The following is a 20,999-nucleotide window of genomic DNA, read 5'->3' as shown; positions in this document are numbered from 1 at the left end:
GTTGCCATGAAATTATCTAATCTACTGCTATTTGCAGGAGCTGCAGCCGGAAGTTATTTGGTCACAAGAAATCGCCAAACCATCACAGATGAAGTCTTGAACACTACTGACCGCGTTCAAGCTATCAAGGATGACGTAGATATTATCCAAAACAGCCTGCAAATCATTGACCAGCAAAAAGAACTGATCAAAGAATACCAAGAAGACCTGACTTACAAGTTTAAGGTCTTGGAAAAGGATATCCAGACTAGACTAGCTGTGATTAAAGAAACACAGGAAATCGAAGATAAGTAAAAAGAGCCATCAACTTTCCTTAAATCCATTTTAGGTTGTCATATCCAAACAAAAAGAGGAATGAAAATGAAACAGTTTTTTAAAATTCTGGCTAAGATCATCCTAATCCCTTGTGGTTGCCTTAGCCTTCTTGCAGTCCTAGCATTTCTACTACTGTTCTTTGCTTTCAGAGCCTCACCGAGTGACATCCGAAAAGGGAACGAAGACTTAAAACAAATCTTTACCTCCCTTGACATGCCTCCTAAGAAAGTAAATTCAAATGGAAGGTATCAATTCGAGGGTGGGGGCTTGAATTTTTATGTTACTTTCTCAGATGAGGTCATCAATAGTCACCCTGTCCTAAAAGAAAGTCCAAAACTCACCAAAAACCGACTCGAAGTCTATGTCCTACAGACTGGAGAGATTTCATACTATAAAGTAGGGGATAACTTGTTCAATCATGGTTTATTGCAATTTTTAGAGAAGGAAAGTAGGAATTATTTACAAGAAATCGGAAAGAAACCAAATCCTAATTACTCAGTTCTATATTGGAAAGATCAGGAAAGTCTAAAAAAAGGAATCGTATTCTATGAAAAGGCCTTGACTTTAGTGGATATTCAGGATAATTCGGCAATCAATCATATTGATACCATTACTATTAAGCCAGGTAAGGAAGCAGAAATCAAGCAACTCATCCAAGATATGGATGGAGCTGGCTTGCTCAAGCAAAAGTATAAATAATAGGCTAACTGGAAAATGATTTTTCGACGCTAAATCTTCAAAGATAAGACAAAAAGAGCCACTCGGCTCTTTTTACTTTATTCTCCTTCAAAGGCATCTTTAATATGGTCAAAGAAACCTTTTTTCTTTGGATTGACTTTCAAGTCACCAGCAGCTGCGAATTCTTTCAAAGCTGCTTTTTGACGGTCGTTCAAGCCTGTCGGTGTTACGACATTAACGGTAACATATTGGTCACCAACTGCACCACCACGAAGACTTGGTGCTCCCTTACCACGTAGACGGAATTTCTTACCAGTCTGAGTGCCCTCTGGGATAACCAATTCAACATCACCATGAACAGTTGGAATATCAACGGTATCACCAAGAGCTGCTTGGACAAAGTTGAGGTTGAGATTGTAGAAGATAGTAGTTCCTTCACGTTCAAACTTGTCACTAGCTTCCACAGAAACTACTACATACAAATCACCATAAGGTCCACCATTAAAGCCTGCTTCACCTTGACCAGCTAGGCGAATTTGTTGACCTGTTTCCACACCAGCAGGGATTTTCACATGTACACTATGAGCTTGTTTCTCATGACCTGTTCCGTGACAGGTTGTACATGGATCTTTGATTTCTTTTCCGCGACCATGACAGACATCACAGGTTACTTGGCGACGCATCATACCAAGCGGAGTCTGCGTATCGACATTAATGACACCAGCGCCATGACAGCGTCCACAAGTGACTGGACTTGTTCCTGGCTTAGCACCAGAACCGTTACATGTACTACAGCTTGCTTCACGGTTGTATTTAACTTCTTTTTCAGCTCCGAAAATAGCTTCTTCAAAGGTCAAGTTCACACGATACTGGAGGTCATCCCCTTGACGAGGAGCGTTTGGATTACGCGAAGCACCACCTCCGCCGAAGAAACTTGAGAAAATATCCTCAAAACCACCGAAGCCACCTGCCCCGTTGAAACCTCCGAAACCACCAGCACCTCCAAAGCCGCCGTTGGCACCCGCAGCACCATATTGGTCATAGGCCGCACGTTTTTGGTCGTCACTCAAAGTCTCATAGGCTTCTTGAACTTCCTTGTATTTTTCCTCAGCACCAGGCTCCTTGTTGATATCTGGGTGGTATTTTTTCGAAAGCTTACGATAAGCTTTTTTGATCTCGTCTGCTGAAGCGTTTTTTGACACCCCCAGACGATCATAAAATTCAGTATTGTTCATACAAGATACCAAGACCGTAAAATTCGACTGAAAAATAGGAAATCTGACGCTGGAGCGATGCTCCTAGACAGATTTATCTTTTTTCCGAGAATTTAGGTCGGGTTCAATTCCTTTCTGTTATATTGATGAGACAAAACCCAAATAAATCAGGTTTAGTCCCTTTTTATCGAAAAACAGAGGCTGGGTTGCAACCTCTGGATTTCTTATTTTATTTCATAGTGCTCTAAAAAATATAAAACTCTCCTCGTCGAAATCCATTCTTTCTCAGACTTAGAATTACTACGACGAATCCATGCAATTCTAGTTGTAAAAAGGATAGTAATTATCGAAGCAATATACACAGGGATAGTCTCTAAATTTACATTACCATTGACAGCTTGGACAATCAATGTCACTATTGCTATTAAAGTAGATACTACAGTAGGAATAAATATAGTTGAGGCAAAACCTAGTATTGAAGAGTCAATTTGCTCCGAACGTAATTTACCAGTAAAAATTTTTTCTTTATAAAGAGATAGCTCCTCTTTTTTATCTTCTCCACAAAAATATCTTTTTATTTGTGCACGAGTATCTTCTAGATCTTTTTTAGCTTCTGTACATAAATCATTATATAGTTCTGAACACGAATTTTTTGTAAAATCTAAAGCCATCTTACTTCTCCGTAAACTCTCCGTCTACGACGTCATCGCCTGCGTTTCCTGTTGCTTGTGCGCCTTCTGCTCCTGCTTGAGCTTGTTGGGCTGCTGCGGCTTGTTCGTAGAGTTTAACAGCAAGTCCTTGAGCTTTTTCGTTCAATGCTTCAAGTTTTGCTTTCATGTCGTCCAAGTTGTTGTCTTCTTGAGCTTTCTTAAGGTCATCAAGGGCAGCTTGAGCAGCATCACGTTCTGCATCAAAGCCTTTACCTTCAGTTTCCTTGATTGTCTTTTCAGTCGCAAAGATCGCTTGGTCTACCTCGTTACGAAGGTCAACTTCTTCTTTACGTTTCTTATCTGCTTCAGCGTTAGCTTCTGCATCTTTCATCATGCGGTCAATTTCTTCATCAGTCAAACCTGAGTTAGATTGGATCACAATAGTTTGTTCTTTTTGAGTTCCAAGATCTTTAGCCTTAACAGACACGATACCGTTCTTGTCGATATCAAATGTTACTTCGATTTGAGGAATTCCACGAGGTGCAGCTGGGATATCTGTCAATTGGAAGCGTCCAAGAGTCTTGTTATCTGCTGCCATTGGGCGTTCACCTTGAAGAACATGGATATCAACGGCTGGTTGGTTGTCTGCTGCTGTTGAGAAGACTTGTGATTTAGATGTTGGAATTGTTGTGTTGCGATCGATGAGTTTTGTGAAGACACCACCCATTGTTTCGATACCAAGTGACAATGGTGTTACGTCAAGAAGGACAACGTCTTTGACATCACCAGTAATCACACCACCTTGGATGGCAGCACCCATGGCAACAACTTCATCAGGGTTTACTGATTTGTTTGGTTCTTTACCAGTTTCAGCTTTAACAGCTTCTACAACGGCTGGGATACGAGTTGAACCACCAACAAGAATCACTTCGTCGATTTCTGACAAGCTCAAACCTGCATCTGAAAGGGCTTGACGAACTGGAACTTTTGTACGTTCTACAAGGTCACGAGTCAAATCGTCAAATTTCGCACGAGTCAAAGTCATTTCCAAGTGAAGAGGTCCAGCCTCACCTGCAGTGATAAATGGCAAGCTGATTTGTGTTGAAGTTACACCAGAAAGATCTTTCTTCGCTTTTTCAGCTGCATCTTTCAAACGTTGCATTGCCATCTTGTCAGTAGACAAGTCAATACCGTTTTCTTTCTTGAATTCAGCTACCAAGTGGTCAATGATTTTTTGGTCAAAGTCGTCACCACCAAGTTTGTTGTCCCCTGCAGTTGACAATACGTCGAAGACACCGTCACCCAATTCAAGGATAGAGACGTCGAATGTACCACCACCAAGGTCAAATACCAAGATTTTTTCTTCTTTATCAGTCTTGTCCAAACCGTAAGCAAGAGCGGCTGCAGTTGGTTCATTGACAATACGTTCTACTTCAAGACCAGCGATTTTACCAGCGTCTTTTGTTGCTTGACGTTGAGCGTCGTTGAAGTAAGCAGGAACTGTGATAACTGCTTTAGTCACTTTTTCACCAAGGTAGTCTTCAGCGTAGCCTTTCAAGTATTGAAGAATCATAGCTGAGATTTCTTGTGGAGTGTATTCTTTTCCATTAGCAGAAACTTTTTCAGAAGTTCCCATTTTAGATTTGATAGAGATGACTGTATCTGGGTTTGTGACTGCTTGGCGTTTTGCAGCATCACCAACGATGATTTCGCCGTTTTTGAATGAGACTACAGATGGAGTTGTACGGTTTCCTTCTGGGTTTGCGATGATTTTGCTTTCAGTTCCTTCAAGAACTGCAACTGCTGAGTTTGTTGTACCTAAGTCAATACCGATAATTTTAGACATGTGTTTTTCTCCTTAAATTTATCTTCTTTTTCTTTTTGATACTCTTCTTAAGTGGCGACGCCGTCAGAGCTTGACTTCGTCAATCTCTTTGACTAAACTTTGAGCCTAAGGTCTCAAAGTTTGCGCAGATAGCGCCACGGCGAAGAGTATCGTCTTTGGTTCGCTTCGCTCACTATTGCAAAGCTGAACTACTTTTTTATCTTTCTTCATAGTTTATTGTCGTTTCGGACAAGTTTTCTATTATGTAAATTGCGACACGAGAAGTCGAAATCGATTTTATTTCGACGACGAGTTAGTAAGGAGGCTAGGCAAACGCCATAGCGATTGCCGTTTTCTGACGAGTTGCTTTAGTTACCGTCAGAATCGCCTAGTTGTAGACAACTACCATTGCTGGGCGTAGGATGCGGTCATGGAGTTTGTAGCCTTTTTGGAAAACTTGGGCGATGGTATCTGCTGGGTGTTCATCGTCTGCTGGGAGAGTTTGGATGGCCATATGGTAGTTATGGTCAAATTCACCGTCAGCTGTGATTTCTTCGATTCCTTCTTCTTTCAAAGCGTGAATCAAGCTTTCTTGCACCATTTCCAATCCTTTTTTGACATCGTCTGTCAAACCTTCAACCGCGAGTGCACGCTCAAGGTTATCCAAAGAAGGGAGAATTGCTTTTGCCAAGTCCTGGCTACGGTAACGTTGCAAGTTTTGACGCTCTTCATTGGCACGGCGTTGGATATTTTGCATTTCTGCATGAGCGCGAAGGTATTTATTTTCGAACTCCTCTGCACGTTCATTTGCCAAGTCCAATTCAGACTTCTCAGGAGTTGTTTCTTCTACCGTTTCCACCACTTCCTCTTCTTGGACTTCTTCTACTTCTTCATTTTTTATATCTTGGGCCATTTTCGCCTCCTTTAATGATTTCAATCTTAATGTACTTCGTAATGATTACTGCTGAGGTAGCGGTAAAAATCTGTCAACTTCATGGTCAAAACACGATTGACCACATTGACTTGGTTAATTAGCTGTTGGTAATCCAGATTGACTGGACCGATAATGGCTAGAATTCCAACTCCCCGATAAGGAATGAGGAACTTGCTACTAATCACCGCTAGATCAGCAAGACAGGACTCTTGACTGTCTGCAACACGGACATTTTGCATCTGATCCTCATGCAGCCCCTCACGAATTTCCAAGGCCACCTTTTGCGGTTGGTCAAAGAACTGATAAGCTGCTAGATTGGCAAAATTCAAGAGATTAACCTTGCCCGCCACCACAATGTTTTCGTTGAACATTTCCTTAAAGATATGTTCAAAGAGATCGATGACATTGTCCGTTGTTGTAAAGTAACGCTGGATAATCTGCGGAATCTCCGTCCGAATCTTGTAGTGAATATCTAGAACGGTGTGGCCGAGAAAACGTTCCTGAATGATACTCTTCAGTTTCAGCAAATCCTCCTGCAAAAAGTTCCTTGGAATCAGAAACTGACTGGTAACCGTTCGAGACTCGTCTAGGGTGAATACTGCCAAGGCTGTATGTTGCCCCAAAACAACGATATCAAAGGCTGTCAAACGTTGCCTGCTCGGCTCAACATCCAGTGCTACTACCGTACAGCCACTCAAGTCTGTTAGCAGATTAGCAGCCTCTTGCAGAATATCCTCCAATTTGAAGAATTCCTGATCAAAGGCTTTAACAATCTCATAAACCTCATTTTCAGCCAGTCGGTCAAAATCCAGCGAGTGTTTTACATAGTACTGAAAACCAGCAACACTTGGCATCCGACCACTTGAAGTATGAGCCTTTTCAAGCAAACCTTGCTTTTCTAGAGCTGCCATATCATTACGAATGGTAGCACTGCTAGAGTTAATAGACTCTTGCAAGGCTTTGGATCCGACAGGTTCGTGCGTTTTGGTAAAGATGTCAATAATCAGATTTAAAATATCCTGCTGACGCTCTGTAACCATCTCATCACTCCTCTCCGTCTGATCGATTAGCACTCGATACACTCAAGTGCTAACTTATGATTCTATTATACACCCTTAAAAGAGAATGTCAAGACAAAAACTCAAAAAATTAGCACTCTTTTATCAAGAGTGCTAAAAATCAGTCTGAAGACCTAGAAAAAAAGACCGCCCTCAGGCAATCTTTCTTCTACATTAGTATTAGTAAAGGTCTAAATAATTATCAATTTCCCATTGTGAAACGAAGGTTGCATAACTTGCCCATTCGATTCGTTTAGCTTCAAGGAAACTAGTATAGATATGTTCTCCGAGAGCCGCTATGACAACTTCATCTTCTGTCAAAGCTTTCAAAGCGTTGTGAAGGGTTGATGGAAGGTCTGTAATACCAGCTTCCTTACGCTCTTCTGCTGTCATGATGTAGATATTTTCTTCGATAGGAGCTGGTGCTTCGATTTTGTTTTCAATACCATGTAAACCAACTTCCAAAAGAACAGCCATAGCGATATATGGGTTTGCCATTGGATCCACTGAACGCAACTCAAGACGAGTTCCCATACCACGTGAAGCAGGCACGCGCACAAGTGGCGAACGGTTACGACCAGCCCAAGCAATGTAAACAGGCGCTTCATAACCTGGAACCAAACGTTTGTATGAGTTAACTGTTGGGTTCATGATAGCAGTATAGTTGTAGGCATGCTTAATCAAACCACCAAGGAAATGGTAGGCCGTTTCTGACAACTGCATTCCTTTTGGATCATTTGGATCAAAGAAGGCATTGTTTCCTTCTTCATCAAACAAGGACATATTACAGTGCATACCTGAGCCAGCAATACCAAATTTTGGTTTAGCCATAAAGGTTGCGTAAAGGCCATGTTTGCGAGCAATGGTTTTAACAACAAGTTTAAAGATTTGAATCTTATCACAAGCACGGAGAACTTCATCGTACTTGAAGTCAATTTCATGCTGTCCAACCGCAACCTCATGGTGACTTGCTTCTACTTCAAATCCCATTTTGGTCAAGACATTCACAATCTCACGACGTGTGTTGTCCGCAAGGTCTGTAGGTGCCAAATCAAAGTAGCCACCCTTGTCATTTACTTCAAGTGTTGGGTCTCCATTTTCATCGAGCTTAAATAGGAAGAATTCTGGCTCTGGACCAAGGTTGAAGGACTTGAATCCTACTTCCTCCATGTGATGAAGAGCACGCTTCAAATTGCCACGAGGGTCTCCTGCAAATGGTTCGCCTTCTGTTGTATAGACATCACAGATCAAACCTGCAACACTTCCATTTTCATCTCCCCACGGGAAGACTGTCCATGTATCCAAGTCAGGGTACAAGTACATATCCGACTCATTGATACGTACAAAACCTTCAATAGAAGATCCATCAAACATAGCCTTATTTGACAAGACTTTATCTAACTGTTCATCTGTAGCAGGAATTTCGACGTTTTTCATGGTTCCCAAAATATCTGAGAACATGAGACGAATAAAGGTAACATTTTTTTCCTTGACTTCACGACGAATATCTGCAGCTGTGATTGGCATGAGTTTTCTCCTTAATGTATGACTACTTGCGGTTGCCTAACCGCGACCAAAAGGTGACCGTACTGAAGCAAAGCGACCCTGTTGGAGGAGTTCATTGTGAAGTGCACGACGCACCTCAGTCTGACTCACCGCTTTCTTGGATTTCGCTTCACGTTCAGCATATTTTTTCTTAATGGCAGCGATATTATAACCTTCAGAGATATAATCTTTGATTTCAAGCAGACGATCCATGTCATTCAAGGAATACATGCGACGGTTCCCTTCGTTTCGATCAGGCTTAATCAACTCTTGATCTTCATAATAACGAATCTGACGCGCCGATAGATCGGTCAACTTCATAACACTGCCGATAGGAAAAACAGCCATATTTCGGCGAAATTCTTTTTCCTTCATTTACAATTTCCTTCTTTCTGTCTATTATAGTCTAAAAAAAGACAAACGTCAATTGATAATGTTATAAAATGTAACATTATTTTTCTTTTTTCTCTAAAAAGAGCCGAATACGATCAATATCGTAATTTACGAGAATTGCGACAAAAACTCCCATAAAAGTTTCTGATACACGCGCAAATACGTACAAAATTGTTTCGCCACTCGGAATCGATAGGGTAATGATTAACATAGCCGCTACACCACCAATAACCCCTGCTTTGTTATTCATGGCTACATTTGTCATAATGGTTAACATGGTGCAGATTGGAACAACTACCAAGGTCACCCAAAAGGCTTCGTGGAAAAAGGTATTTAATAAGAAGAAGACCAGAGCATAGAGGCCACCGATACTATTTCCTAGAATACGCGAAGTCCCAAAATGGACACTCTTATCAAAACTCTCCCTCAGGCTAAAAACGGCTGTCAAAGCACCAATTTGAAGACCTTTCCAGCCAAAAAAGCCAAAAATCAAGAGAACTAGAAAAACAGCAATACCTGTTTTAAAGGTTCGCATACCAAGTTTGAACTGGGATTTATCGAATTTATATTTTTTAAAATAACTCATAATCTCAACTTTCTATTTCCATTTTATCATAAATCGGTGATTTTTATGAGTAATAGTTGAGAGGAAGCGTTTTTATTTTAAGCAAAAGAAAAGAGGAACTTTCATTCCTCTCTTCTTTGATTCATTTATAAAATCTTATTTTTCTGTCAAGGCTGCAAGTCCTGGAAGAACTTTACCTTCAAGAAGTTCCATTGAAGCGCCTCCGCCCGTACTAATCCATGAGAACTTGTCTGCACGGCCAAGGTTAATCGCTGCGGCAGCTGAGTCACCACCACCGATGATTGATTTAACTCCTGGTTGTTTCACGATAGCGTCCATCACACCAATTGTACCAGCTTGGAAGTCTGGGTTTTCAAATACACCCATAGGTCCGTTCCATACAACTGTTTTGGCACCAGTCAAAGCTTCATCAAATTTAGCGATAGATTTTGGACCGATGTCAAGACCAAGGAAGCCTTCAGAAACTGCTTCACCTTCAGTGTCACGCACTTCAGTGTAGCCAGCAAATGCGTTAGCTTCTTTTGAGTCAACTGGCAAGATCAATTTACCGTTTGCTTTTTCAAGAAGAGCTTTGGCAACATCCAATTTGTCTTCTTCTACAAGTGAGTTACCGATTTCGATACCTTGTGCTTTGTAGAATGTGTAAGTCATACCACCACCGATAAGAACTTTATCAGCTTTTTCAAGCAAGTTTTCGATAACACCGATCTTATCTGAAACTTTTGAACCACCAAGGATAGCCACGAATGGACGTTCTGGAGTTTCAACTGCTTCTTGGATGTAGGCAATTTCGTTTTCAAGAAGGAAACCAGCAACTGCTTTTTCAACGTTTGCTGAGATACCAACGTTAGATGCGTGTGCACGGTGAGCTGTACCGAATGCATCGTTTACGAAGATACCATCTCCAAGTGATGCCCAGTATTTACCAAGTTCAGGATCGTTTTTAGATTCTTTCTTGCCGTCAACATCTTCGTAACGAGTGTTTTCAACCAAGAGAACTTGCCCATCTTCAAGAGCGTTGATAGCTGCTTCCAATTCAGCACCACGAGTGACACCTGGAAGGAAAGCAACATCTTGACCCAATTTAGCTGCCAAGTCAGCAGCTACAGGAGCAAGTGATTTACCAGCTTTGTCTGCTTCTTCTTTTACACGACCAAGGTGAGAGAAGAGGATAGCACGTCCACCTTGTTCGATGATGTACTTAATAGTTGGAAGAGCTGCTGTGATACGGTTGTCGTTAGTGATTACGCCATCTTTCAATGGTACGTTGAAGTCAACACGAACGAGGACTTTTTTACCTTTCAAGTCAACGTCTTTAACAGTAAGTTTTGCCATGTTACAAAAACCCCTTTATTTATTTTATTCGAAACTATTATATCACACTTTGGAAATATAAGGAAAGATTTCACAAGATTTTTCGATATTTAATCTTCATCTTCTTTTTTCTGTTTCAATGTCAAGGCTAAACTAGCAAGACCAAGGCTTGCCAATCCTGCTATTAGGGCTTCATTGGCATCAGCAGTTCCTGTATTTGGCAATTGTTTGCTTGCTTCTTCTGATTTAACTGCTGTATTTTGGGCTGGTTTTTCTTGTGTAGGCGCTACTGCTGGTTCAGTTTTTACTTTTGTTCCAATTTCAACAATTTCTGGAATCGCCTCTTGGATGACTTCTGTTGAACGAAGACGACGCTGACCGTTTTCATCAACTTCAAAGACATGTCTCAACAGACCATCTCGTCCCTGTATGATGACTCGTTGTTCCCCAACTAGCATATCAGCATTTTCATGCTCTTGACGATCAAAGGCTACCTTTTCCTCTTGAACTTCCAATTTAGGAGCCTTTTGTTGATCAGAATCCGGTTGATTAGTAGGTTTTGGAAGATCTGTGTTTTGTGGTGCTGGATTGGCAGGAATGAGACCAGTACCTACTTCTACGATTTCAGGGCTTGCTTCTTTCAAAACTTCTGTAGCGCGAAGCGTACGATTGCCTTGGCTATCTACTTCAATCAAGCGGCGAATTTGTCCCTCAACCCCTGCTTGGACAAGTTGACGTTGACCGACTGTAAGATTTGGATTTAGACGTTCTTGGTGTTCGAAGGCGATACTTGTCTCTTCGACTTCTAATTTCGGAGTATCCACAACCAAATTCTTGACACCTTCAGCTGGTTCCTTGCTTGAAATAACTTTTTCTACTGGTTTAGCAGGTTGTGGTTTTTCAGCAGATTCATAAACAAAGGCATAATGAGTAAAATGTGGTGCTGTAAAGATAACATGACTATCCGTTTGTTCAAAAGCCAATTCTACTGCTTCTTTTCCTTCAGGTAAGAAGAAGACTTTCTTCACTTTCTTATCTTTTTCAATTGGAATTTTCACAATAGAAGCGTAAGAGAGATCAACGTCTTGACCTTTTTCATCTAGACCTTCTATTTCAAAGACATGAGCATCTTCTCCAGCAAAGTATTTCTTCTCTTCAGCACTTGCTTGAACACGCTCTACTTTCAAGCCCTTGATGACAGTCTTCTCTTTATTTGAGAAGTATACTTCAACACCTGTTTTACTATCAGAAAAGACTGCTGGCTTGTCTTCTTTCAATAAAGCAACCAGATCTTTCAGACTCTGTTTCGCTGTTGCAAGCTCTTCTGGACTCAAATCTACTTTTTCAACCAAGGCCTTGTTTTTCTCAAGAAGCGGAGCTAGGGCAGAACCTGAAGGATGGTTTGGTTTGGTAGCCAAGAGTTCTTGAGCCTCACCTGTTAAGCGATCAAGTTCTGTCTTTTCTTCCGTAAATTTCTCTTGACCATTCAGAGCTTTATGAGCTTCTGTCAATTTATTAAGTCGGTCATTGACTTGATCTTGGGTGCTAGTTTCATGGTCTTTCAACACTTGTTCAGCCGCTTCAATTGCTTTCAAGAAGGCTTCTTTTACTTCTGGTGAAGCAAAGTTATAGACCACCTTATTCTTAGCCGCTTCAACTTCTGCTAATTTTTGTTTGAGATACTCATCGTTTAGTGCTGCTTTTGGAGATACCAAAACATCAAAGTTAACTTCATGCCCTTGGTAATGAAGTGTCAAGGTTTGACGACCAGTCTTTTGAGCATCATAACCAGTAATTTCAACTCCCTCATCAGCAAAGGAATGTTCTTCCATAGTATCATTACTATAAGCCACTGCAAAGCGTCCTTCAGACAAGTCTAAGCTATCCCCAACTAGGTAATCTTTTTTGGGTTCCTGACTTACTTCAATTCCCAAAATTGTTTTCGGACTTGCTTCATCTTGGCTAGTAACAGTCACTGATAAATTAGCATTTACCGGTTGTCCCAAATATTGTAAAGTAAGATTTTGTTCTCCCTTATGATGCGTATCAAAGCCTGATACTGATACACCTGCGTGAGTTAGGCGAATGAGTTCGTCCTTAGCTCCTCCTTCATACTGAACTCGAAGAACACCACCTCTAAGGTCCAAATCTTCCCCTTCAGCATAACTTGTTTTCTTAGGTCCTGTTTCTAGACTGACTGACTTGATTCTTCTATCATCTTTTGGAACAGAAACTGCAAGGACATTACTAATTTCCTTACCTGGCAACTGAGTACGATAGTAAAGAAGACCAGAGTGATTTGTCAAATCCAATGGTGAACTTGCTAGGTCACCTCCAACTTCACTCTTCAAGGTTGCAAGCGGAGTTTGAGAATTTGGATTGTCATAAACGGTAATGGTTGCTCCAGCTGGTACGTCTGCAAAGCCAACTTGTACCTTGTTATTGCCTAAAGTACGAGCTGCAGCCTTGGCCATCGGAATATTGACACTTTCTGTATCAAGCTTTTCATACATTTTCCAGTTATAAATACGAATAGCCTTCCATGGAGTCCCATTGTCAGAAGTAACGACATTCAAACGCCAATCTTGAGCTGTGATTGGTTTATCAAGGGTAATATCTGTAACATGGGCTTTATTGCCACGAACTTCCTTAGCCAACTTCCATTGACCATCCGCATCTTTATAATAAAGATCAAAGTCTTTGGTGTTCATCAAACCGTCATTTACAGATTCTCCACCAGCTCCAGCATGGTCCATCACCCATCTAACAACTGTACGTGGCTGGGTCAAACGAATATCCACACTACCACTTAATTGTCCAGAAGACCACTTGTCTGACAGACTGGTAATGGTACCATTCAACATACCTTCGATACCTTCTCCACCTTCCGTTTTAGGGAAAGTGCTATCAATAACTGTTGCACCTGGTACGATATTTTCAGCTAGTGGTTTTGGTAGGCTGGTATCTTTTACAGTCATGCCCCAATCAAAGGTTGTTGTCGCAGCTTCTGAACGAACTCCATTTTTACCGACTGCTACAACTTTCAGTTCTTGAGTTGTACCTTGAGCACTTGCTGAACGGCTAACTTTTGGTAGATAAATAGTTGTAGAAGATGAACCAGTTAGTAATTTCCAGCTGTCTCCATCTTTTTCGTAGACTTCATAGAAATCTGCATCCTTGTTGCCTTTAAATTGCACAACTGCTTCCGCTTCTTGGGCATTTTTAAGGACTTGTTTGGCTACAGCTACTGTGGTTGGTGCCTGAGGAGCATCTTGATTATTGCTGATGGTCAATTGCCCCAGGTTAAATTGATAACCTTTTAAGTCTTTGTCATTTTCAAAATAGAGTTTAATACCGTAAATTGTTTTACCTGCCAAGGCACTCAAATCAAAATCATCGGTAGTCCAGTTATCTGAAACTGTCAATTCTTTACGGGCAGCTTCATCACCGTAGGTATAATCTTTCTTGGTTGCAAATTCTACATAAACCTTGGTCCCTTTGCCTCCTTTGTGGGCAACATGCAATTTAGTTGTATCTGTCACCTTCAAGCGAGTAGAGTACAAATTCACATCTTGCTTGGTCGCACCTGAAAGATCCCCTGCAAATTTGAGAGAAGTTCCACCATTATAAGCATCTTCAAAATCATAGCTTGCTTTCAACTTATCACCAGTTGATTTTTGCCACCAGCGCCATGTTGGAAGAACACCTGAAACTGAACGGTAATTCCACTCAGAATCCTTAGAAACCTTACCGTCTACGAACCATTTTCTACCATGACCTGTATTAAAGGAAGTAGTAAAGGTATGACCTACTGCTGGCGTGCGGTCTGCAACTAGGTTAGCAATACCATACCAATCTTTGTCACCTGGTTTTTGACCAGTAGGGTCACCTTGGTAACCTGTAAAGAAGATATCTTCATTTTTATGATAATCTTCACCAGTTTTTCCTAAACTTGTAATGGTATCTGGGGCAAACAAACCAAGAGACAGACGCAATTTCCCATTTTCATCTAAAATGTCATTCCATTTGACCTTGGTCTTGTAGGAACCACCCTGTTGCAATTCCAAACCTGCAAATACATCATAAGGATTACGACCAATCCAGTTGGCAGTTGTAATAGTGTAATCATTCTTAGCCTTATCCCAGTTAAAGTTAGCAAAGAAGTTGTCTGCTGGAACCTTATCTCCTTCAGGTTGCATGAATTGGTAGTTGTATTCTCCCAAACCATCTTGGTGGTAACGTCCATAGTTATAGGTCATAGCATCGTACCAAGAATACTTGATTGGATGGTTTACCTTAGCAGCATACTCCTTGGTATAGAGCATAAACTGGCGCATCTTTTCTCCAAGAGGTTCAACCAAATCCCCAGTTGTTTCCTGGTTGATGAAATAGCCATCATAGCCATAATACTTGGCCATATCTACCAATTTACGGGCAATTGGGAAGCTACCATCTGGGTCTTGCTTCAAAGCTTCAGCGAATTTTTCTTGATCAGCAATACTATTAGACCAGTTGAAGAAGAGTGTACCATATACAGGAACCCCGTTACGGTGACCTGCATCAATAACGTCAGGAGTTGGTACGAGACCTTCCCAGAAGACCATTGAATCTAGATATTGCCAATAGTCAAAAGCATAGGCCTTGAACTCTTCTCCACCAACAGAAGCATGGTCTTTTGCTTTAGAATTGGTGTTTGATAGGGCTTGAACTTTTGCTTCCTTGCTAGCTTTTTCATTGACCAAATGACCTGTCCGACGTGAAGCGAGGGCGACAGACCCGCGGTTAATAGCATCATCTTCACGAGCACCTGGTTCCCATTTTAACAATTCTTCCCAAGAATTAAATTTGATTTCCTTTGGTTTTAATGTTTTTTCTGTATTTTTAGGGACATCTGGCTGGACTTCTTTTTCAGTCTTATTAGCTTCTGCTGCTGGCTTAGACTCATTTCCTTGGCTAGTTGCTTCAGGCTTTGCTTCTGTTTCCTTGTCAGACTTAGGTTTTGCTTCTGCAGATGGTGTTTCTGCAGCCACCTCACTTGGTTTTTCCTCTGGTTTAGCTACGCTTACTGCCTCTGCAGTTTCAGTAGTTGCAACTTCATTGCTTGCTGGCGAAGCAGTTTCAGATGCTGTCGTTACTCCTTCTGCCTTTTCTAACTTGTTTTCTCTAGCATGTTCTCCTTCATGCTGCTTGTCAGCTTCATTAGTCGAATGCTCACTCTCTCCTGAAACAAGCTCTGTATTAGCTCCGCTATTTTCAGGAACTGCAGTTTCTTCAGCCAAGGCTGGACCAGCAAATAAAACAGCCCCAATCATCAGCGAGCAGGCTCCTACTGATAACTTACGAATACTGTAACGACAACGTTTTTCAAAAAATGGATTCTTCATTTTTTCCTCCTAAAAGATTGATTTTGTTGCATAAAAGAAAGCGCTTAACTTTCTTTATAAAATTTTTATCCCAATCACAGGGACCAAGATAATTCCTCCCTCATTTTAAAATATTTCTTTTAAATGTCAATATATAAAAGGAAATACCTATATCTAGGTTAGAAATTGGTAAAATTAATATAATTAAGGCCTATTCTAACGAATTTTCTTTCTAAAATCTTAGCTTAACACTTGTTAGATTTACTTTTATCCTTTAAAATAGAATAGGAGAAATTCCGTTATTATTTTTCGGAGGAAAAAGAAATGTCCATTAATTGGCAGGAAATTTTATTTCACTTTTTAGGTGGTCTAGGATTATTCTTATATAGTATCAAGACCATGGGAGACGGTTTGCAACAAGCTGCTGGAGATCGCCTTCGTTTTTACATTGACAAGTACACCAGCAATCCCTTTCTAGGTGTTCTAGTCGGAATTGTCGTGACTGCCCTGATTCAGTCAAGTACAGGGGTTACAGTTATCACGGTTGGACTGGTCAGCGCTAGTCTTCTCACTCTTAGACAGGCTATCGGAATTATCATGGGAGCCAACATCGGAACCACAGTTACTTCCTTTATCATCGGTTTCAAGCTTGGTGAGTATGCTTTACCCTTGATTTTCCTTGGAACCATGTTCCTCTTCTTTACAAAAAACAGAACAGCAAACAATATCGGGCGCATCCTGTTTGGTGTAGGGGGAATCTTCTACGCCCTCAACCTCATCAGTGCCGGTATGAGTCCTCTTAAAGATTTACCACAATTCAAGGAATATATGGTAACCTTGGGACAAAATCCTGTGTTAGGAGTTTTTGCCGGTGCAGTGATTACCGTTCTCATCCAAGCTTCTTCTGCGACAATCGGGATTTTGCAAGGTCTCTATGCAGGTGGATTCCTTGACCTTAAAGGTTCTCTACCAGTTCTCTTCGGGGATAATATTGGGACAACCCTAACAGTTATCATCGCGGCAGCTGGAGCCAATGTCTCTGCGAAACGTGTTGCTGCAACCCACGTTACCTTTAACGTTTTAGGGACCATTCTTTGCTTAATTTTATTAGGCCCCTTCACTGCTATGATTGAGTACTTCCAAGTACTCCTTCACCTCTCACCTGAGATGACTATAGCCTTCTCGCACGGTGCCTTTAACGTAAGTAACACCATTGTACAATTTCCATTCATCGGAGCCTTGGCCTACTTTGTAACCAAGCTCATCCCTGGTGAAGATGAAGTTGTCAAGTACGAGCCGCTTTACCTTGATGAACACTTGATTAAGCAAGCTCCATCAATCGCTCTCGGAAATGCGAAGAAAGAACTCCTTCACTTAGGAAATTATGCTTCTAAAGCCTTTGACCTTTCTTATAACTACATCATTGACCTTAATGAAAAAGTTGCTGAAAAAGGACACAAGACAGAAGAAGCCATCAATACCATTGATGAAAAATTGACTCGTTACCTGATTACTCTTTCAAGTGAAGCCCTTAGCCAGAAAGAAAGTGAAGTGCTCACCAACATCCTTGATTCATCCCGTGATTTGGAACGGATTGGGGATCATGCAGAAGCCCTAATCAATCTGACTGACTACCTTCAACGTAAAAATGTCGAGTTCTCTGAAGCTGCTTTGCAGGAATTGGCTGATATTTATCAAAAAACTACTGGCTTTATCAAGGATGCCCTTGATAGCGTGGAAAACAATGATATCGAAAAAGCTCAAAGTCTGATTGAACGCCATAAAGAAATCAACAATATGGAACGTGTTCTCAGAAAGACCCACATCAAACGCCTTAACAAGGGGGAATGTTCAACGCAAGCTGGGGTCAACTTTATCGACATCATTTCTCACTACACTCGTGTGTCAGACCACGCTATGAATCTAGCTGAAAAGGTCATCGCAGAACAAATCTAATATCCAAGAAGCTATCCTAATACTCAATGAAAATCAAAGCACAAACTAGGAAACTAGCCACAGGCTGTACTTGAGTACGGCAAGGCGACATTGACGTGGTTTGAAGAGATTTTCGAAGAGTATAAATGGGATGGCTTTTTCTTCTCCTCACCAAGAATTGCTTTTCTAACATATAGAAAAATGCTTTGATTCACAATGGAATCAAAGCATTTTAAAGAGCTCCCCGTACATAAGCGCAGAAGCTGCGGTTCCTCTGTACTTGGTTTCTTCTCTTTTGATAAAACGAGCCAAGTTTATCAATTCAGGTGCTGGATGTTTGGGATTTAGGAGCAATTCACGATTGACTAGACCCGAGAGACGAACTGCCAGCAATTGCTCATTTGTAGTAGGTAGTTTTTTAGCAGTCTCTAGGAGAGCAGCAACTAAATCTTCACTCAAATCATGTCGAGCATGATTGTAAAGATCTTTTACAAGGCTTTCTAGGTTTGATTCTACCATCCCTACCACCTCCTTAAGTTTAATAATTTTTAATCAAGTCAACCGTTGAACGATCCAATTTCTTCACCAAAGCTTGTAAGAAAGCTTGAGCTTCTATGAAGTCATCCATAGCGTAGAGGGTTTGATGAGAATGGATATAACGAGCGCAAACACCGATTGTTGTAGATGGGACACCACCATTTTTCAGATGGGCTGCGCCAGCGTCTGTTCCGCCTTTGCCACAGTAGTATTGGTACTTGATACCAGCTTCTTCAGCCGTTGTCAAAAGGAAATCCTTCATCCCTGGGAGAAGCAAGTGACCTGGGTCGTAGAAACGAATCAAGGTTCCATCTCCAATCTTGCCTTGACCGCCATAAACATCACCAGCAGGTGAGCAGTCAACCGCTAGGAAAACTTCTGGGTCAAACTTAGTTGTGGAAGTATGAGCACCACGAAGACCAACTTCTTCTTGGACGTTAGAGCCAAGATAGAGTTCATTGCCAAGTTTTTGACCTGACAGAGCTTCTGCTAACTCACTAACCATGAGCACACCGTAGCGGTTATCCCAAGCTTTTGAGATGATATTTTTTTCATTAGCTGTTAAGATTGCAGAACTATCTGGTACAATGGTATCGCCAGGACGGATGCCAAAACTTTCTGCCTCAGCCTTGTCCGCAAAACCGCCATCAAAGACGATATCTGCAATAGCTGGCATGGTTGGCCCACCCTTTCCACGAGTCAAATGTGGAGGGACAGAGCCTGAGATTACAGGGATTTCACGACCGTCACGAGTCAAGAGTTTGAAACGTTGGCTGCTGACCACCATAGGATTCCAACCACCGATTTCTACGACACGGAAGGTACCATCTGGCTTGATTTCGCTGACCATAAAACCAACTTCATCCATGTGAGAAGCAACCAAGACGCGCGGTGCATCCGTAGCTTCTGAATGTTTGATACCAAAAATACCACCCAAGCCATCTGTCACCACTTCATCCACGTGCGGTGTCAACTTTTCACGAAGATAAGCACGGACAGGTGCTTCATGACCTGAGATCGCAGCAAGTTCTGTTACTTCTTTGATTTTTAAAAATAATGTTGTCATTTCAGTTCCTTCTTTCTTTCATCCATTTTACCACTTTTTATAGGAGAAGGATAGCGGGAAGGTGGATTTCTAAATTAGTATCTTAGTCTTGCTCTATCTTAGAAAAAGCTTGTATTTTCTTGCATGTGAGGTGAAATCTAAGAACTGTTCCAAGACCACCCAAACTATTAATTTCCAAACAAAAAACAATTCAATACTATATTTGTTCAATTTTTTTATGAAATTTACAGAAAATAGTTGACTTTGCCTTCTTATTTCTTTAAAATAGTACAAAACTAGAAAAAGGAAAAAATCATGACCAAAACAATTCTTGTTACAGGTGGAGCTGGCTATATTGGCTCCCATACCGTTAAAGCTCTTTTAAATGCTGGCTATCAGGTACATGTTCTAGATAATCTCTCTACAGGAAATCGTTCAGCTGTAGATAGTCGTGCTAGCTTTAAACAACTGGATGTTTATGATGCTAGTGCCCTAAAAGCTTACTTAGAAGAAAATAAGATTGATGCTGTTCTTCATTGTGCAGGTGAAATTGTTGTGAGCGAAAGTATTGAAAATCCAAGTAAATACTTCACTGCCAATGTTGCTGGTATGAACCAAGTTCTCAAAGTCTTGTCTGAAGTTGGTATTCAAAAAATCATGTTCTCTTCGACTGCTTCCCTCTATGGCAATAACTGTATTGACAAGCCTGCAACTGAAGATACCCTGCTCGACCCTGTCAACCCTTATGCAGAAACAAAACTGATGGGCGAACGAATGATTTACTGGATGGCCAATCGCTACGACTGGAAATATGTTATTTTCCGTTACTTTAATGTAGCTGGGGCTGAAATGGATGCTTCAAACGGTCTGCGCGTGAAAAATCCAACTCATATTATTCCCAATATCAACAAGACCGCATTGGGACAAAATGATAGCCTCAAAATATTTGGAGATGACTACGATACACGTGATGGTTCATGTATTCGAGATTACATTCATGTCTTGGACCTTGCACAGGCTCATGTTAAAGGAATGAACTACCTCTTTCAAGAAGACAGTTCTTCTCAAATCTTTAACTTAGGGACTGAAAAAGGCTATACCGTCAAAGAAATCTTTAAAACTGCCGAAGAATTACTGAATCAAAAAATACCACACGAAATTGTTGCTCGCCGTGCAGGTGATCCAGCCAGCGTCCTAGCAGACGCCTCAAAAGCTAAAAAATATCTTGATTGGAAGGCTAGCTACTCTCTTGAAGATATTATTTTATCGGATTATCATTGGCGTGTTAAAGAAGGTAAAAACATTTTAGAATAAATAGCAGCAACATCAATCATAAATAAAAACACAGATAGATGGCACTTGATAAATACCAAGTATCATCTATCTGTCTTTTATACATTAGAATCCAATTTATACTCTTCAAAAATCTCTTCAAACCACGTCAACGTCGCCTTACCGTAGGTATGGTTACTGACTTCGTCAGTTCTATCCACAACCTCAAAACCATGTTTTGAGCTGACTTCGTCAGTTCTATCCACAACCTCAAAACACTGTTTTAAGCAGCCTGCGACTAGTTTCCTAGTTTGTTCTTTGATTTTCATTGAGTA

General features: G+C 41.0%; 17 protein-coding genes and 1 pseudogene. 4 read left to right on the top strand and 14 right to left on the bottom strand.

Annotated elements, in window-relative coordinates; all coding sequences use genetic code 11:
- Nucleotides 1–6: 6 nt before the first annotated feature.
- Complete coding sequence (locus SK637_RS01850; protein ID WP_033688147.1) at nucleotides 7–294, top strand: hypothetical protein; 288 nt, start codon at nucleotides 7–9, stop codon at nucleotides 292–294.
- A 60-nt stretch (nucleotides 295–354) separates the two neighbouring features.
- On the top strand, nucleotides 355–1,014 hold the full coding sequence (locus SK637_RS01845; protein ID WP_033688146.1) for a hypothetical protein: 660 nt from the start codon (nucleotides 355–357) through the stop codon (nucleotides 1,012–1,014).
- A gap of 77 nt (nucleotides 1,015–1,091) precedes the next feature.
- On the opposite strand, the gene dnaJ is transcribed toward SK637_RS01845, so the two are convergent.
- The 11 genes and pseudogenes from dnaJ to SK637_RS10320 all read right to left on the bottom strand — a co-directional run.
- The gene (dnaJ, locus tag SK637_RS01840; RefSeq protein WP_033679702.1) at nucleotides 1,092–2,228 is read right to left on the bottom strand and encodes a molecular chaperone DnaJ; all 1,137 of its coding nucleotides are present in this window, start codon (nucleotides 2,226–2,228) and stop codon (nucleotides 1,092–1,094) included.
- A gap of 203 nt (nucleotides 2,229–2,431) precedes the next feature.
- Nucleotides 2,432–2,878: a hypothetical protein gene (locus SK637_RS01835; protein ID WP_033688145.1), complete on the bottom strand. Its 447-nt coding sequence runs from the start codon at nucleotides 2,876–2,878 to the stop codon at nucleotides 2,432–2,434.
- Nucleotide 2,879: 1 nt separating this feature from the next.
- Complete coding sequence (dnaK, locus tag SK637_RS01830; protein WP_000034661.1) at nucleotides 2,880–4,703, bottom strand: molecular chaperone DnaK; 1,824 nt, start codon at nucleotides 4,701–4,703, stop codon at nucleotides 2,880–2,882.
- A 367-nt stretch (nucleotides 4,704–5,070) separates the two neighbouring features.
- Nucleotides 5,071–5,595 (bottom strand): nucleotide exchange factor GrpE, encoded by a 525-nt coding sequence (gene grpE / locus SK637_RS01825; RefSeq protein WP_033688144.1) that lies wholly within the window; start codon nucleotides 5,593–5,595, stop codon nucleotides 5,071–5,073.
- A gap of 26 nt (nucleotides 5,596–5,621) precedes the next feature.
- The gene (hrcA, locus tag SK637_RS01820; RefSeq protein WP_004261010.1) at nucleotides 5,622–6,656 is read right to left on the bottom strand and encodes a heat-inducible transcriptional repressor HrcA; all 1,035 of its coding nucleotides are present in this window, start codon (nucleotides 6,654–6,656) and stop codon (nucleotides 5,622–5,624) included.
- A 198-nt stretch (nucleotides 6,657–6,854) separates the two neighbouring features.
- Nucleotides 6,855–8,201, bottom strand: coding sequence for a type I glutamate--ammonia ligase (gene glnA, locus SK637_RS01815; protein WP_033688143.1), 1,347 nt, complete (start codon nucleotides 8,199–8,201; stop codon nucleotides 6,855–6,857).
- Nucleotides 8,202–8,237: 36 nt separating this feature from the next.
- Complete coding sequence (gene glnR, locus SK637_RS01810; RefSeq protein ID WP_000659548.1) at nucleotides 8,238–8,594, bottom strand: transcriptional repressor GlnR; 357 nt, start codon at nucleotides 8,592–8,594, stop codon at nucleotides 8,238–8,240.
- A gap of 76 nt (nucleotides 8,595–8,670) precedes the next feature.
- Nucleotides 8,671–9,198, bottom strand: coding sequence for an FUSC family protein (locus SK637_RS01805; protein WP_000119915.1), 528 nt, complete (start codon nucleotides 9,196–9,198; stop codon nucleotides 8,671–8,673).
- Between the two features lie 135 nt (nucleotides 9,199–9,333).
- Complete coding sequence (locus tag SK637_RS01800) at nucleotides 9,334–10,533, bottom strand: phosphoglycerate kinase (protein WP_033688142.1); 1,200 nt, start codon at nucleotides 10,531–10,533, stop codon at nucleotides 9,334–9,336.
- Between the two features lie 89 nt (nucleotides 10,534–10,622).
- Complete coding sequence (locus SK637_RS01795) at nucleotides 10,623–15,542, bottom strand: endo-beta-N-acetylglucosaminidase (RefSeq protein ID WP_414717219.1); 4,920 nt, start codon at nucleotides 15,540–15,542, stop codon at nucleotides 10,623–10,625.
- Between the two features lie 291 nt (nucleotides 15,543–15,833).
- A pseudogene (locus SK637_RS10320) lies at nucleotides 15,834–15,896 on the bottom strand (YSIRK-type signal peptide-containing protein); the annotation flags it as partial.
- A gap of 303 nt (nucleotides 15,897–16,199) precedes the next feature.
- Between SK637_RS10320 and SK637_RS01790 the strand changes: the two are divergent.
- Nucleotides 16,200–17,831, top strand: a complete 1,632-nt coding sequence (locus SK637_RS01790; protein ID WP_033688140.1) for a Na/Pi cotransporter family protein — start codon at nucleotides 16,200–16,202, stop codon at nucleotides 17,829–17,831.
- A 201-nt stretch (nucleotides 17,832–18,032) separates the two neighbouring features.
- Here SK637_RS01790 and SK637_RS01785 read toward each other — a convergent pair whose 3' ends face one another.
- Both SK637_RS01785 and pepA read right to left on the bottom strand, forming a co-directional pair.
- Complete coding sequence (locus SK637_RS01785) at nucleotides 18,033–18,329, bottom strand: bacteriocin immunity family protein (protein WP_033688139.1); 297 nt, start codon at nucleotides 18,327–18,329, stop codon at nucleotides 18,033–18,035.
- Nucleotides 18,330–18,348: 19 nt separating this feature from the next.
- Nucleotides 18,349–19,413, bottom strand: a complete 1,065-nt coding sequence (gene pepA, locus SK637_RS01780; RefSeq protein ID WP_033688138.1) for a glutamyl aminopeptidase — start codon at nucleotides 19,411–19,413, stop codon at nucleotides 18,349–18,351.
- Between the two features lie 294 nt (nucleotides 19,414–19,707).
- Here pepA and galE point away from each other — a divergent pair, with 294 nt between their 5' ends.
- Nucleotides 19,708–20,706 (top strand): UDP-glucose 4-epimerase GalE, encoded by a 999-nt coding sequence (galE, locus tag SK637_RS01770; protein ID WP_033688137.1) that lies wholly within the window; start codon nucleotides 19,708–19,710, stop codon nucleotides 20,704–20,706.
- Between the two features lie 77 nt (nucleotides 20,707–20,783).
- On the opposite strand, the gene SK637_RS10045 is transcribed toward galE, so the two are convergent.
- On the bottom strand, nucleotides 20,784–20,993 hold the full coding sequence (locus tag SK637_RS10045; RefSeq protein WP_033688136.1) for a hypothetical protein: 210 nt from the start codon (nucleotides 20,991–20,993) through the stop codon (nucleotides 20,784–20,786).
- Between the last annotated feature and the right edge of the window lie 6 nt (nucleotides 20,994–20,999).

It is taken from the genome of Streptococcus mitis (assembly GCF_000722765.2).
Lineage (GTDB): Bacteria > Bacillota > Bacilli > Lactobacillales > Streptococcaceae > Streptococcus > Streptococcus mitis_AQ.
The sequence above is the reverse complement of the archived record's forward strand: the minus strand, read 5'-3'. Positions and strand labels throughout refer to the sequence as shown.